This is a genomic window from Vreelandella glaciei (assembly GCF_013415125.1).
GTDB classification, from domain to species: domain Bacteria; phylum Pseudomonadota; class Gammaproteobacteria; order Pseudomonadales; family Halomonadaceae; genus Vreelandella; species Vreelandella glaciei.
Window position 1 is genome coordinate 1 of record NZ_JACCDE010000011.1, and the last position, 13284, is coordinate 13284.

Genomic DNA, 13284 nt, shown 5'->3' on the forward strand with positions numbered 1-13284 from the left:
GACGTTCATCAGGGTCAGGGGATAGCGTCCCCATTAAGAGACCGACTATACGCACGCATCGGCTTATGTTGTTCATCATCGGAGCTTGCAACCGGGGAGGAGTCCCTATACGCAATGACAGGGGGTATGCGGTGGTGGCAACGACATCGAACCTATTTTAGGCGCAGTGGCGGCTCAGCTAGCCCAGCGATATCGAGTTCGACCACATAAAGCGAACCTGCCGTTGGCTCTTGAGCTAGCTGCTCAGCGCTAAATCCCTCTTGCGCCGTAGTGATATACAGCGTTTTTATGCCAGAACCTGAAAATGCTGAGCAAGTGGGTTGGCTGACCGGCAGCTCAACACGGCCTATCACTTTTCCGTCCTTATTCAGACGCACAACTTGTCCCGCACCCCACAGTGCTAGCCAAAGACAGCCTTCGCTATCGACTACAGCGCCATCGGGATTACCCAGGGTAGAGGAGAAGTCAGCCCAGGGCTGGGGTTCACCAGTGGGCCAGCCGTCGTCATCCAGTGCCCAGCGCATTACCACGCCGGTTACGGTGTCGGTAAACCAGGCAAACTGGCCATCCGCAGAGAAGCAGATAGCATTAGGAATCGTCAGGCCTGAGCGCAGTTGGGTAAGCTTGCCGCGGTGTAAGCGGTAGAGGCTGCCAGCGCCTTGCTCGGCGAATTTCCCCATACTGGAAAGCCATAGGCTGCCGTAACGATCCACGCGAGCATCATTGCTGCGAGTCATTGGATTGTCAGCTTCGAAATCGCAAAACTTTTCTACACTGCCGCTGGTTGGGTCGAAGCGGCTTAAGCGATCCTCACCGACTAGCAGCAGCCCGTCTTCTTCAAGTGGCGTGGCTAGCGATACCCTATGATCAAGCTGATAGTATCCGCTTTCCCCGGTGGCGGGGGATAGCCAGTGCAGCTGCTTTTCAAGAATATCGCACCAATAAAGGCGCCGATGTTTGGCGTCCCACTGGGGGCCTTCACCCAAGGTGCAGCGGCAATCGACCGCTAACTCGGCCTGCCACGTTGAAACGCTAATGTCTGTATTCATTGTTGTTGGCTCTCCTTATTATTCTCCCGCTAATAACCAGGCATCAACAAGGGCTTGCGCTTGTTGACGTACCTGAGCAGCGCTTTGGCCGGGTTTGTATAGCGCGCTGCCTAAGCCTGCGCCGTCGACGCCAGCGGCGCGCCACTCGGCAAAGTTATCGACACCCGCGCCGCCGACGGCATATAAAAGTGTGCCTTCGGGTAGCACCGAACGAACCGCTTTCATACCTTCTAAGCCTACCTGCACCGCGGGGAAAAGTTTAAGCCCGGTGGCGCCTGCATCCAGCGCATCGAAGGCTTCTGAAGGTGTCACAATACCCGGCCAGCTAGCCATGCCGAGCTTATACGTTTCTTCGATCACCGCTGGCCGACAGTTAGGGGAGACGATTAAGCGCCCCCCAGCAGCATGAACATCGCGCACCTGGGCAGGGGTGAGCACCGTGCCTGCACCAATCACTGCGCGCTCGCCAAATGCGTCTACCAAACGGCGAATGCTCTCCAGCGGGTTGGGTGAATTAAGTGGCACCTCGATCTGGGTGATACCTGCGGCGAGCACTGCTTCCGCGATATCCACGGCCTCATCAGGCGTTATACCGCGTAAAATACCAATCAGGGGCAGCGACATAGGCAATTTCTCCATGCTTAAATTATTTTAACGCGTGATGGGCGAGTCGAAGGCCAGCTAACACGGCAGTGTCGCCATCCATATGCTGCGTTTGATAGCCGATCGTATTGAGCGCCAGCGTATAGCGCTGGCTAAGCGCTTGATTGCCAATCAGCATGATGGGCTTATCGGTGGGGCACTTTCGGCAGGCGCCAGTGAGCTCAAGACCGATGGCGAGTCCAGAGAGCCTGGCCGCCAATACCGCACCACGCGTGTCCCCTGCAGGTAACCGACCATCAAGTAAATCTTGTGCGCGCAGGCCGAACAGGCGGCTACTAAACAGTTCGGGTGCTTCGTTTATTTCTCTGACTGCTGAAGTAAAGGCCTCACGGCAAGTCGGATCGTTAAGGTTGTTCCTGGCCGCAGAAGGTGTTGAAACGGAATGCTTTAGCACCGACTGGTTGGCCAATAGCTGATACAGCTCACCGGTTAGATAGGTCGTGAACTGAGTAACGGAACCCGCTTCAAGGGTAGCCCACTTAGCGTGGGTGCCGGGCAAACAGGCAAGGCCAGAAAAATCGGGGGTGTTGGCGACGAGCCCTGCTAACTGGGTCTCTTCACCGCGCATCACATCAAAGTGAGTTGCGGTACCTCGTGTTTGGCTTAAGCCAGGCAGCAGGTAAACACCTAGCTGGTCACCCCTAAGCGTTGGCGTCACAGCGCCTTGGCTAAGCTGGTCAAGCCGCGTGGGTACCGGCAAATAGGCGGCTTCCAGCCAACCCTGACGAGCGCCCGCCATCCCACAAACCATCACATCCGTCTGGCCGGAAGCGGGCAACCAATCACCCACCAGCCTTAACAGCTCGGTTTCGTACTCGTCGGCCTTTAGCGACAGCATGCCCTTGTCGCTGTTGGCTTGGGCAACCACTTGGTCGTGTTGATCCAGCCCCCAGGCGCGTAGGTTGCTAGAGCCCCAGTCCACAGCAATCCAGGCCAACTGATATGCTATTTCAGTCGTTTCACGCATCGCGCTTGATTCCATGGCTTACCACTCCGCAATTGAACCGTCTTCATGCGTCCAAACCGGGTTACGCCAGCGGTGACCGACCTTAGCGCGCTCCTCAACAAACTCTTCGTTGATCTCAACGCCAAGCCCTGGGCCTTGGGGAATGGCGCAGAAACCGTCTTCAATGGCGAGGGCAGATTTATCGACCAAGTAGTCGAGGACATCGTTGCCCTGGTTGTAGTGAATACCCATGCTCTGCTCTTGAATAAAGGCGTTGTGGCTGACCGCATCCAGCTGTAGCGATGCGGCCAGCGTTAACGGACCGAGCGGGCAATGGGGCGCCAGGGCGACATCGTAGGCCGAGGCCAGGGCGTTAATCTTTAGCCCCTCGCTGATCCCGCCGCAGTGGGAAATGTCGGGCTGAATAATGTCGATCATGCCGTCGGCCAGCAGGTCGCGGAACTGGAAGCGGGTGTGCAGCCGTTCCCCGGTGGCCAGCGGGTAGCCCAGACCACCGGCAATATCCTTCAGGCAAGGCAAGTGCTCCGGGGCGACCGGCTCTTCCACGAACATCGGGTGAAAAGGCTCCAGCTCGCGCAGCAGTGCTTTGGCCATTGGCCGATGTACGCGGCCATGAAAGTCGATCCCAATGCCGATATCCGGGCCCACGGCGTTTCGCGCTTCCGCGACTCGTGCTACTGCTTCATCAATCTTGCGATGGGAATCGACAATTTGCAGTTCGGGCGTCCCGTTCATCTTGAAAGCGGTAAAGCCTTTTTCGACCAGGGCCTTAGCACCAGCGCCCACATCGCTCGGGCGGTCGCCACCGGTCCAGGCGTACATGCGCATTTTGTCGCGCACGGCACCGCCTAGCAGCTGGTGAACGGGTACACCCAGATCGCGGCCTTTAAGATCCCATAGCGCCTGGTCAATACCGGCAATCGCGCTCATCAGAATAGGACCACCACGATAAAAACCGGCGCGATACATGATGTTCCAAAGATGCTCAATGCGGTGCGGGTCTTGGCCGATCAAGTAGTCAGAAAGCTCATGCACAGCGGCTTCAACGGTTGCCGCGCGGCCTTCAATCACCGGTTCACCCCAGCCGTAGCAGCCTTCGTCAGTCTCAATTTTAAGGAACAGCCAGCGCGGAGGAACTTGCCAGGTCTTGAGTTTGGTAATTTTCATGTTCGGTCATCCTTCTGAATAGGAAGTCTTCATTGCGTAATTGTCAGCTGACGATGCCAAGGTCGATGGCCGTGCGGCGCAGCACTTCTCTGGCGGCAGTTTCCGCGCTACTGATGTCGCGATGACGGATGGCATCAAGTACCTGGCGGTGGCGGGCTAGGCTGTCATCTAAGGTGTCGGTTCGATCCTGCGAGCGGTGTATCAGCGCCATGATAGAAGGGCGCAGTAAATGGCCCATTTGCCGCCAGACCAAATTATGGCTGGCCCGGTAGGTAGCATCGTGAAAGGCAACATCGTATTCGGCATGCTCAGCACGCGCTTCAACACTGCCTGCCGTGCGCTCCATGCCCGCAAAGGCACTCTCCAGACGTTCAAGATCCTCGGTATTGGCTGCCTGGGCAGCGAGCCCTGCCACCACCGGTTCGGCTGAATAACGAAAGGCGTAAATGGCCCTGACCAGCTGTGGGTCAAGGTTGACCAGGCCGGTCATCCATTCGCTCATCAGTGGGTCAAGCAAGTGCCACTCACCCAGCTCTCTTACTAGCGTGCCACGGCCCGCGGTGCGCTCTAGTAGCCCGGCTGCGGTCAGGCTGGTTAGCGCGTTACGTACCTGATTACGGCTGACCGCAAAGTGTTGGCCGATATCCAGCTCACGTGGAAAGATGTCACCCGGTTGCCAGTGACCTGCCAGCAGTGCCTGAGCGAGTAAACGCGCTAACTGTTCAGCACCACCCTGATGGGGAGGCAAGGCGTCCAACGTCATGGCGGATCTCGTCAATGGCCGTATTGCCCTCAGTCTATTAAATGTCTGACATTTCTACAAGCAAGCTCCTTTAGACATAAGTACGAGCTAAAAGGCTGTCTAGTAACCCTACGTGCGGACATAAAAAAATGGCGCGTCTGAAGCAGGCGCGCCATTTAATTAATGCTTATGTGTTTTTACTGACTAATCAATATCGGCTCGGGTCGGCAGTGCGGCGTAGGCGCCCGGTCGAGTGACGGCGTGCGCACCGCAGCGGCAGGCAGTATCCACTGCCCGATGCAGGAAGTCGCTATCATTGTGCCAGTTTTCATTGATGCCATGGGCCGAAAGCTCCGCTAACAGCCCGCCAATAAAGGCATCGCCGCCAGCGGTGGTATCGACCGCTTCAACGTTGGGTGGCGCGATGCGCTGGTCGACGCCGACGCCTTTGAGAATGACCTCATTAGGACCGTCGGTAATCAAGATGACTTTCACACCTGCCGCCAGCCGCTCTGATAGCCACGATTCTGCAGGATGATCGGCGCGCAAGTAGTCGAGCTCTTCCTGTGACAGCTTGAGCAGCTCAGCACCGTCTAGCAGTTGCGTAACTAGGCTGGCATCGGCTTCGCCGCCGGGCCACAGGTTGTGGCGCAGGTTGGCATCGACGCTGATCAGGCAACCTGCGCGCTTGGCCATGGTGGCCATCGCCAGGGTAACGTCGGCGATCTCTGGGTCGGTTAGGCTGTTACTGCATAAGTGCAGAATGGCGGGGTTCTCGAAGACGCTATGGGGTAAATGCTCAAGGCGATAAAGCAGGTCAGCAGCGGGCGGGCGATAGAAATCAAAAGTCCGTTCGCCCACGTCATCACGGGAAACAAACGCCAGCGCCGTGCGCGACTGTTTAGTGAATTCAACGCCGCTGGTGTCTACGCCATGGCTGTTGAGTTCGCGCACAATGAAGTGCCCAAACGTATCGTCGCCCACCATGCCTAAAAATTGGCTAGGAACGCCCAAGCGGGCGCAGGCGACCGCCACGTTTGCGGGTGCACCGCCAGCATAGGGGGTAAAGGTTTCCTGGGTGCCCGTGGCTGCCCCTAAACGGCTGGAGAGCATATCGACCAGCGCTTCCCCAAACGCGATGACTGGTGTCATCAGTGACTCCTTATTAATATTATTAGAAAACTTCTTCGTTATGCAGCGCCTCGGCGGCACCTAATAAGCCGGTCCAAGGGGCGGTAACCACCCATATTGGAATATCAGCATTATAGGTACCCATGCGGCCTTTATTGATAAAGGCCGTGCGCAAGTCGCTCTTGGGCAACCAGTCAAGCAAGCGCGGAAGAATACCGCCACACAGATAAACACCGCCCCTTGCGCCCATGGTCAAGGTGGTATCACCGCACACATCACCCAGAATTTTGAGAAAGCGAAGTAGGGCAGCAGTGGCGAGGCTATCGCCTTCATTGGCGGCTTTGGTGACATCCGCCGGGCTAGCTAAGCATGGCTCAACACCTTCAAACGTGCAGTAGGCTTGATAAAGTTCTAACAAACCCTGGCCGCATAAGACTCGCTCTACACTGATTCGCGTACGACGCTGTTTAAACACATCCACAATCGCTCGCTCGGTATCATCCGTCGGCGCGAAGGTGACATGGCCGCCTTCGGTAGGCAGTGGAATCCAGGCGCGCTGGCCGGGGAATACCCCGGCAACGCCTAGCCCCGTGCCAGGCCCGATGACAAGGCGTGTGGCGTGCGCCTGAGACTTGCCCGGCTGGACTTCGACCAATTCACTGGCAGCGACATGAGGCACACCCAGCGCCTGGGCGGTGAAGTCGTTAATGACTTTAAAAACAGCGAGGTTAAGCGCTTGCTGAACCTCGCTTTTTAAAAATTCCCAGTGGTTATTGGTCATCTTGACCCGCTCAGAGTGAACGGGGCAGGCGAAGGCTAAGCACGCCTCTTGAGGCGCGTTTTCACCGGTGGCGCCCACACGGTTCAAGTAGTCTTGAACCGCTTCTACAACACCAGGGTAGTCGGCGCAGGGTAAGTTCAAAATATCGTGTGGGGTTATTTCACCGGGAGAGACCAACGCCAAACGTGCGTTGGTTCCCCCGATATCGCCGATCAGCGCCGGTCGCATCAGGCATCCTCTTGTGAGATTTGCCCCTGCTGGCGGGCGAGATCATCGGCTTCAAAGCCACCGAATACACCAGCGCCTTCTTCACCGCGCATGGCAAGGTGACGGAAGCCGCCAAACAGCTCGCGACCCAAGCCCACGTGGTAGTGATCCAGGTTACCGATGGCCAGTTGCCGATCAGCCCAGCTGGCGGGGTCAACTTTGGCTTCCAGCGTGCCCGCATTGGCATCCAGGCGCACAATATCGCCATCGCGCAGTTTGGCCAGCGGGCCACCATCCAGGGCTTCCGGACTCATGTGGATAGAAGCCGGTACCTTGCCCGATGCGCCCGACATGCGGCCATCGGTGACCAGCGCCACTTTATAGCCACGGTCCTGCAGCACGCCCAGGAACGGCGTTAGTTTGTGTAGCTCGGGCATGCCGTTAGCTTTGGGCCCCTGGAAGCGTACAACCACGATGACATCGCGGTCTAAATCGCCAGACTCAAAAGCCGCTTTCATTTCATTTTGATCTTCGAAGATTTTTACCGGCGCTTCAACAATGCGATGCTCTTCGGCGACTGCGGAGATTTTAATCACACCGCGTCCCAGGTTGCCTTTCATCACCGTTAAACCACCCGTTGCCGCGAAGGGCGTAGCGACAGGGCGCAGAACGTCTTCATCAAGGCTTTTTTCGGGGCCTTCATGCCAGACGACTTTGCCATCTTCCAGGAACGGTTCCTGGGTGTAAGCGGTGAGGTCGGTGCCGAAAACAGTGGGGATATCGCCGTGTAACAAGCCAGCGCCCAGCAGCTCGCGGAACAGGTAGCTCATGCCGCCCGCCGCCTGGAAGTGGTTAATATCCGCCTGGCCGTTAGGGTAAACCTGCATCAGGCTGGGCGTAACTGCCGAAAGGTCGGTGAAGTCATCCCAGTTCAGGGTAATGCCCGCAGCGGCGGCCATGGCGATCAGGTGCATCGTATGGTTGGTTGAACCACCGGAAGCCAGCAAACCCACCACGGCGTTAACAATCGCGCGCTCATCAATCTGTTTAAAGAACGGGCGATAGTCGCCGCCGGGTTCGGTGTTACGAATAGCCTGCTCTGTGGCGTAGCGGGTCAGTGCTTCGCGCATCTCGGTGCCAGGGTTTACAAAAGAAGTGCCGGGCAGGTGTAGGCCCATCACCTCCATCATTAGCTGGTTGGAGTTGGCGGTGCCGTAGAAGGTGCAGGTGCCGGGGCTGTGGTAGGACTCCGACTCGGCTTCAAGCAGCTCGGCGCGGCCCACTTTACCTTCTGCGTAGAGTTGGCGGACGCGCGCCTTCTCTTTGTTAGGCAGGCCGCTGGGCATTGGGCCCGCGGGGACAAACATGGCGGGCAGATGCCCAAAGCGTGCGGCAGCGATGAAAAGGCCTGGAATTATCTTGTCGCATACACCCAGATAAAGGGCAGCATCAAACATATTGTGCGAGAGGCCAACGGCAGCGGACATGGCAATCACATCGCGAGAAAACAGGGAAAGTTCCATCCCCGGCTGGCCTTGAGTCACACCGTCGCACATGGCGGGCACGCCACCGGCAAACTGAGCGGTTGAGCCCATGGCACTGGCGGCTGCTTTAATCGTTTCAGGAAACGTCTCAAACGGCTGGTGCGCCGAGAGCATATCGTTGTAAGACGATATAATCCCTAAGTTGGCGCTGTTCATCAGCTTGAGTTCGTTCTTATCACGCGGGTTACAGGCCGCGAAACCGTGGGCCAGGTTGCCACAGCTTAGTTCGGCACGGTGCACACCACGTTTGTGCTGGTCAGCCATGCGCCGCTCATAGAGGGCGCGCCGCTCAGCAGAGCGCTCACGAATGCGCTGGGTAACCTCAGCAACGGTAGGGTTTAAAGTGGCAGGTGTTGAGCTCGGCATAGGGACCTCTGCGTGATAGAGACGGTGAGTGAAGCTTGTAGTTATTTTACATTTTTTGGCGTCGATATAAGAGACTTTACGGCAATAAAAACAGCAATTGTAGTTTTATTACCCGAATTTGGTGTGCAGGTACCAGCACACCAAGAAGCATAGATATATCTAGAAGACCCTGAAAGGGTGGAAGATCGGTCAATGAAATAGCAAGTATAGCACTCCGGCTTTTGCTACCATTTTGTGCTTTGCCTTTGAACGTTTGATTACCCCTACCGACTCGGAGCTTGCATGCACGCCATTGTTGACCACATTCAGTCAGTTGATCTCAATGCCGGTGAAGAGACGTGTCGCTACTTGGATACGCTGACCAAGCCGCCAGGTAGTTTGGGTGGTTTAGAAGAGTTAGCCATCCAACTCAGCGCCATCGCCGGCGAGCTCAAGCCCAACGTGACGCCGCCTGCGGTCATCGTATTTGCTGCGGATCATGGGGTGGCTGCTGAGGGTGTCTCCGCGTTTCCGCAAGAAGTGACCGCGCAGATGGTTGCCAATTTTGCCAATGGCGGGGCGGCGATTAATGTCTTTGCGCGGCAGATCAATGCATTTGTTGAGATAGTCGATGTTGGCGTGGCTTCGACGTTAACACTGCCTGGTGTGACCTCTGCCAAGGTGCGCCACGGCACCGCCAATATGGTGGACGAAGACGCGATGCATCCGGCTGAAGCCATTGAGGCTATTAATGTGGGTGTGGCGGCCGTGGAACGAGCAAAAAGGGCGGGTGCCAAATGCATTATTGTGGGTGAAATGGGCATTGCCAATACGACTGCTAGCAGCGCGATATTAGCGGTACTAACGGGGGAGACGGTGGCAAGCGTGGTCGGCGCGGGGACTGGAATTGCCCCCCAGCAGCAGGCGCACAAAGTGGCAGTGATTGAACGCGCTATCGCTGCGCGTAACGCTGATCCCCAAGCCCCTCTAGAGGTGCTGGCAAAGCTAGGCGGCCTGGAAATTGCCGCTATGACCGGCGCTTATTTGGCAGCAGCTGCCCAACGCTTACCCGCCATTGTGGATGGCTTTATTGCCACTGTCGCCGCGCTCACCGCCTGCCGACTCTGCCCCGCATTGCGTGGCTACCTGATGTTTGGCCATCGCTCCCAGGAGCCAGGCCACGATGTAGCGTTAAAAGCGCTGGAGGCCAAGCCCCTGCTCGATATGGGCATGCGGCTTGGCGAAGGCAGCGGCGCGGCGCTGGCGTATCCATTGCTGCAAGCAGCGGCAGCGATGATGGCAGAAATGGCTACTTTCACAGATGCCGGTGTAAGTGATAAAGCCACCCTATGAGCATGCTGGAGAGACTTCCCTTTAGTCAGCCATTAACGCTCTCGCAAAGCGAGCAGTGCTTGGCGATAACCTCTCAGTTACCCTTGCGCACGCTGAGCAGCGCCCTGATAGGCGATGGTTTTGGCAGCAAGCAGCACTTCGCCAATTTTCATGTTGATTACCGTTACGATGGGCGCGCTCCCAAGGCAGATCTTAGCGCCTGGCTGGGTGGCATGGGTATGCCCGCTTCATCGGTCGCGATGATGACCGCAGTGCGTTTAAGCAACGCCTCCATTGTCAGCATGCCATTAGCGCAGCTAGACCATGGCGTTATGGCGCTGGTGACAGCGGGAGCGGGCAATGCGGTGGATATCACCGCACTTCACTCACAGGATCCCCGCTTAGTAGCAGGCACTATCAACGTTTTTGTATTTGTCGATGCCCACCTGACCGACGGTGCGCTGGTGAATGCGTGCTTGTCGATTACGGAGGCCAAGGTTCAGGCGCTCTATATGGCTGGCGTTATCGATACACATAGCGGTACAGCGGCTACCGGCACGTCGACGGATTGTGTCTGTATGGCAGCTACCCAGCGCGGAGAATTGTCTCCCTATGCAGGTTCAGGAACGGTTCTGGGTCGAGCAATTGGAAGGGCGGTGTATCAGGCAACGCTGAACTCGCTAGCCAGTGCTAACGAGATGCCCCTATGAACATACCTTTCGCGCTATCAAGTATCGTCATGGTGATGCTTGCGATAGCGATTGATTTAGTGGTTGGCGATCCGCGCTCAATACCGCATCCAGTGGTGCTCATCGGGCGGTTTATCAGCAGTTTTGAGCGGCTTTGGAATCGCGGTACGGCCCAACAGCGCAGAGTCAGTGGCTTCCTGCTAACCATTATTGTCGTTGGCGGCGTATGGGGAGTTAGCTGGCTGCTGCTCTTGGTGCTAACGCAGTTGCATCCCGGTTTGGCACTGATCGTTGAGCTTTGGCTGCTCTCCACCACGCTTGCTATTAAAGGACTGGGCGATGCAGCCCGTTCCGTGGTTGCGCCGCTGACCAAAGGTGATTTGCCTTCCGCACGCCAGGCGCTAGGGATGATTGTCGGCCGGGATACGCAAAACTTAGATGAAGCGGAGATTGCACGGGGCACGGTGGAAACCGTGGCGGAGAATACCGTTGACGGCATTACCGCGCCGCTGTTTTTTGCGCTTATCGGCGGGGCGCCACTAGCGCTGGCGTATAAGGCGGTGAATACCCTGGATTCGATGGTAGGCTACAAAAACGAGCGCTTCACTGACTTTGGTTTTGCTTCCGCGAAGCTGGACGATGTAGCCAACTGGATTCCGGCACGCTTAACGGCGCTGTGTTTATGGCTCGCAGGCTTGTTACTCAGTGCGTCAGGCGTATTGAAACTGCGCTGGCGAGGCGCACTGCGCGGTACCTGCCAGGATGCGCCGCGTCACCCGAGCCCTAACGCCGGTTGGCCGGAGGCCATGGTCGCCCGGTTGCTAGGTGTGCAACTGGGCGGCACCAATTTCTATCAGAGCGTGGCTTCCCATCGTGCCACTCTGGGCGAGCCGCTTGAAGTACTTGAGGTTATGCATATCAGTGCCACAATTCGATTGATGCACGGCGCTTGGGTGCTATTTCTTTTGCTGTCAGTGGGCGTGATCGCTGGGCTAATATTGACTCTTCAGGGGCGTTTATGAGCACACCCGTATGGCCCAGCCATGGCGGCCAAGCCGAGGCACTGCTTGCCCATTTTGAGCTGCCTGCCGATCATCGCCTGGAAGATTTTAGCGCCAACCTCAACCCGCTGGGGCCGCCCGCATGGGTGCGCGATTGGCTAACGCGACAGCTATCGGGCCTTGGACACTATCCAGCGCCCGATTATTCAGCTGCGCGTCAGGCCATCGCCACCCATCACCAGCTTCAGCCCGAACAGGTGTTACTGACGAATGGCGGCGCTGAAGCAATTTTTCTAGCCGCTGCACTGCATGCCGGCCAACGGGCGGCGATTATTACCCCGAGCTTTGGCGAATATGCCCGCGCCTCTCGCGCCCATCGGCTTTCAATCAACGAGATTCCGCTGTCCCCACAGGATTTCAGTCTGGATATTGATGCACTGCTGGCAGCATTAAGCGACACCGATGTGCTGTTTCTATGCCGCCCCAATAATCCTACCGCGACGCTAATAGACTTCTCGACCATGGTGGTCTTGCTGGAGCACACCGCTGCTCTTAATTGTCGGGTGGTGGTCGATGAAGCCTTTATCGATATGGTGGGTAACATCCAAGACGAGGCATCACTGACAACGTTATTGGCACGCTATCCAAATCTAGTGTTGCTGCACTCCATGACCAAATTTTATACCCTGCCGGGTCTCCGGTTGGGCTACCTGCTGGCGGATGCGGCCACGGTTCAAGCGGCACAGGCCCACCAACCGCCGTGGAGTGTCAATCACTTAGCGGCGGAACTGGTAGCGCCACTACTGGCGGACGATGCGTTTACCCGACGCACTCAGCGGTGGTGGGCCAGTGAGCACCCACGCATGGCACAAGCGCTTGCTCAATTGGGGCTGGAAGTGTTGCCCAGCCAAGCGTGCTTTTTCCTGCTCCGCCCTGGGGCCGAACAGCGTGCAAGCGGCATCACTAGTGACATACTGCTTGAGCGCCTGTTGCGCCGAGGCGTACTGGTGCGCCATACGCATAACTTTGCCAGGCTTAATGGTGAATGGCTGCGAGTGGCGCTACGCGACGAGCCCGCCAATCGACGCTTGATAAAGGTGCTGAATGATTGTTTTCGTTAGCGGTGGTGCGCGTTCAGGTAAAAGCGATGTCGCCGAGCAGCAGGTTGTAAATGCTGCGGGCCGTTCGCCCTGTTACTACTTAGCCACCGCAGACGTATACGACGCCGAAATGGCCGCGCGCGTGGCCCGTCATCGCCAATCCAGACAAGAGGAATGGCAGGGCGCTCAGTGGAAAACACTGGAAGAGCCACTTGCCATTGATCAAGCAATCGCCAAAGTGCCCAATGGTAGCGCCGTGCTGCTGGATTGCTTAACGCTTTGGGCCAGCCAAGTGCAGTATGCCAGTGAGCTAAGAGACGAGGAGGGCTTGGCACTGCTGGCAAGCGCACTTGTGGATGCCCGAGCGCGAAGCCTTTATCTCGTGATTGTCTCCAATGATATCAACGAAGCGCTGCCTCCCTCGGATGCTGAAACCTGGCGTTATCTGGCGTTTCTTCAACACCTTCACTGTCGGCTGGCAGCAGAGGCGGACTCGGTAATAGAAGTGGTGGCGGGGTGCGTCATTGATTGGAAGTCCGCAAAGGCATTTTGTTAATGGAGGAGCT

Annotated in this window: 13 protein-coding genes; 5 read left to right on the forward strand and 8 right to left on the reverse strand. The window is 57.0% G+C overall.

Features of this window, described 5'->3' with window-relative positions; all coding sequences use genetic code 11:
- Positions 1-152 precede the first annotated feature (152 nt).
- The 8 genes from HZS80_RS08955 to edd all read right to left on the reverse strand — a co-directional run bounded on the left by HZS80_RS08955 (position 153) and on the right by edd (position 8617).
- Positions 153-1049: an SMP-30/gluconolactonase/LRE family protein gene (locus HZS80_RS08955; protein WP_035557074.1), complete on the reverse strand. Its 897-nt coding sequence runs from the start codon at positions 1047-1049 to the stop codon at positions 153-155.
- Positions 1050-1067: 18 nt separating this feature from the next.
- Positions 1068-1673, reverse strand: coding sequence for a 2-dehydro-3-deoxy-6-phosphogalactonate aldolase (locus HZS80_RS08960; protein WP_035557075.1), 606 nt, complete (start codon positions 1671-1673; stop codon positions 1068-1070).
- A 22-nt stretch (positions 1674-1695) separates the two neighbouring features.
- Positions 1696-2694: a 2-dehydro-3-deoxygalactonokinase gene (locus HZS80_RS08965; RefSeq protein ID WP_179915845.1), complete on the reverse strand. Its 999-nt coding sequence runs from the start codon at positions 2692-2694 to the stop codon at positions 1696-1698.
- A gap of 3 nt (positions 2695-2697) precedes the next feature.
- Positions 2698-3846, reverse strand: a complete 1149-nt coding sequence (dgoD, locus tag HZS80_RS08970; RefSeq protein ID WP_035557077.1) for a galactonate dehydratase — start codon at positions 3844-3846, stop codon at positions 2698-2700.
- Positions 3847-3889: 43 nt separating this feature from the next.
- Positions 3890-4609, reverse strand: a complete 720-nt coding sequence (locus HZS80_RS08975; RefSeq protein ID WP_179915846.1) for a FadR/GntR family transcriptional regulator — start codon at positions 4607-4609, stop codon at positions 3890-3892.
- A gap of 183 nt (positions 4610-4792) precedes the next feature.
- The gene (locus tag HZS80_RS08980) at positions 4793-5740 is read right to left on the reverse strand and encodes a carbohydrate kinase family protein (RefSeq protein ID WP_179915847.1); all 948 of its coding nucleotides are present in this window, start codon (positions 5738-5740) and stop codon (positions 4793-4795) included.
- A 22-nt stretch (positions 5741-5762) separates the two neighbouring features.
- Positions 5763-6728, reverse strand: coding sequence for a glucokinase (gene glk, locus HZS80_RS08985; protein ID WP_179915848.1), 966 nt, complete (start codon positions 6726-6728; stop codon positions 5763-5765).
- Positions 6728-8617 carry a phosphogluconate dehydratase gene (gene edd, locus HZS80_RS08990; protein WP_179915849.1) on the reverse strand — a complete coding sequence of 630 codons (1890 nt, stop codon included), beginning with the start codon at positions 8615-8617 and terminating at the stop codon, positions 6728-6730. The genes glk and edd overlap by 1 nt, the downstream gene beginning before the upstream one ends.
- 282 nt (positions 8618-8899) lie before the next feature.
- Here edd and cobT point away from each other — a divergent pair, with 282 nt between their 5' ends.
- The 5 genes from cobT to HZS80_RS09015 are packed head-to-tail and all read left to right on the forward strand — an operon-like array spanning position 8900 to position 13274.
- The gene (gene cobT / locus HZS80_RS08995) at positions 8900-9949 is read left to right on the forward strand and encodes a nicotinate-nucleotide--dimethylbenzimidazole phosphoribosyltransferase (protein ID WP_035557086.1); all 1050 of its coding nucleotides are present in this window, start codon (positions 8900-8902) and stop codon (positions 9947-9949) included.
- Positions 9946-10638, forward strand: coding sequence for an adenosylcobinamide amidohydrolase (locus tag HZS80_RS09000; protein WP_035557088.1), 693 nt, complete (start codon positions 9946-9948; stop codon positions 10636-10638). The genes cobT and HZS80_RS09000 overlap by 4 nt, the downstream gene beginning before the upstream one ends.
- Positions 10635-11639: an adenosylcobinamide-phosphate synthase CbiB gene (gene cbiB, locus HZS80_RS09005; protein WP_179915850.1), complete on the forward strand. Its 1005-nt coding sequence runs from the start codon at positions 10635-10637 to the stop codon at positions 11637-11639. The genes HZS80_RS09000 and cbiB overlap by 4 nt, the downstream gene beginning before the upstream one ends.
- A complete protein-coding gene (cobD, locus tag HZS80_RS09010; protein ID WP_179915851.1) occupies positions 11636-12739 on the forward strand; it encodes a threonine-phosphate decarboxylase CobD in 1104 nt (367 codons plus the stop codon). Before cbiB ends, cobD begins: the two co-directional genes overlap by 4 nt.
- Positions 12723-13274, forward strand: coding sequence for a bifunctional adenosylcobinamide kinase/adenosylcobinamide-phosphate guanylyltransferase (locus HZS80_RS09015; protein WP_179915852.1), 552 nt, complete (start codon positions 12723-12725; stop codon positions 13272-13274). The genes cobD and HZS80_RS09015 overlap by 17 nt, the downstream gene beginning before the upstream one ends.
- Positions 13275-13284: the final 10 nt, after the last annotated feature.

What these genes read in the sequence shown, in the direction of transcription:
- HZS80_RS08955 (WP_035557074.1), bottom strand. Translation starts at nt 1,049, where the DNA reads ATGAATACAGACATTAGCGTTTCAACGTGGCAGGCCGAGTTAGCGGTC.
- HZS80_RS08960 (WP_035557075.1), bottom strand. Translation starts at nt 1,673, where the DNA reads ATGTCGCTGCCCCTGATTGGTATTTTACGCGGTATAACGCCTGATGAG.
- HZS80_RS08965 (WP_179915845.1), bottom strand. Translation starts at nt 2,694, where the DNA reads ATGGAATCAAGCGCGATGCGTGAAACGACTGAAATAGCATATCAGTTG.
- dgoD (WP_035557077.1), bottom strand. Translation starts at nt 3,846, where the DNA reads ATGAAAATTACCAAACTCAAGACCTGGCAAGTTCCTCCGCGCTGGCTG.
- HZS80_RS08975 (WP_179915846.1), bottom strand. Translation starts at nt 4,609, where the DNA reads ATGACGTTGGACGCCTTGCCTCCCCATCAGGGTGGTGCTGAACAGTTA.
- HZS80_RS08980 (WP_179915847.1), bottom strand. Translation starts at nt 5,740, where the DNA reads ATGACACCAGTCATCGCGTTTGGGGAAGCGCTGGTCGATATGCTCTCC.
- glk (WP_179915848.1), bottom strand. Translation starts at nt 6,728, where the DNA reads ATGCGACCGGCGCTGATCGGCGATATCGGGGGAACCAACGCACGTTTG.
- edd (WP_179915849.1), bottom strand. Translation starts at nt 8,617, where the DNA reads ATGCCGAGCTCAACACCTGCCACTTTAAACCCTACCGTTGCTGAGGTT.
- cobT (WP_035557086.1), top strand. Translation starts at nt 8,900, where the DNA reads ATGCACGCCATTGTTGACCACATTCAGTCAGTTGATCTCAATGCCGGT.
- HZS80_RS09000 (WP_035557088.1), top strand. Translation starts at nt 9,946, where the DNA reads ATGAGCATGCTGGAGAGACTTCCCTTTAGTCAGCCATTAACGCTCTCG.
- cbiB (WP_179915850.1), top strand. Translation starts at nt 10,635, where the DNA reads ATGAACATACCTTTCGCGCTATCAAGTATCGTCATGGTGATGCTTGCG.
- cobD (WP_179915851.1), top strand. Translation starts at nt 11,636, where the DNA reads ATGAGCACACCCGTATGGCCCAGCCATGGCGGCCAAGCCGAGGCACTG.
- HZS80_RS09015 (WP_179915852.1), top strand. Translation starts at nt 12,723, where the DNA reads ATGATTGTTTTCGTTAGCGGTGGTGCGCGTTCAGGTAAAAGCGATGTC.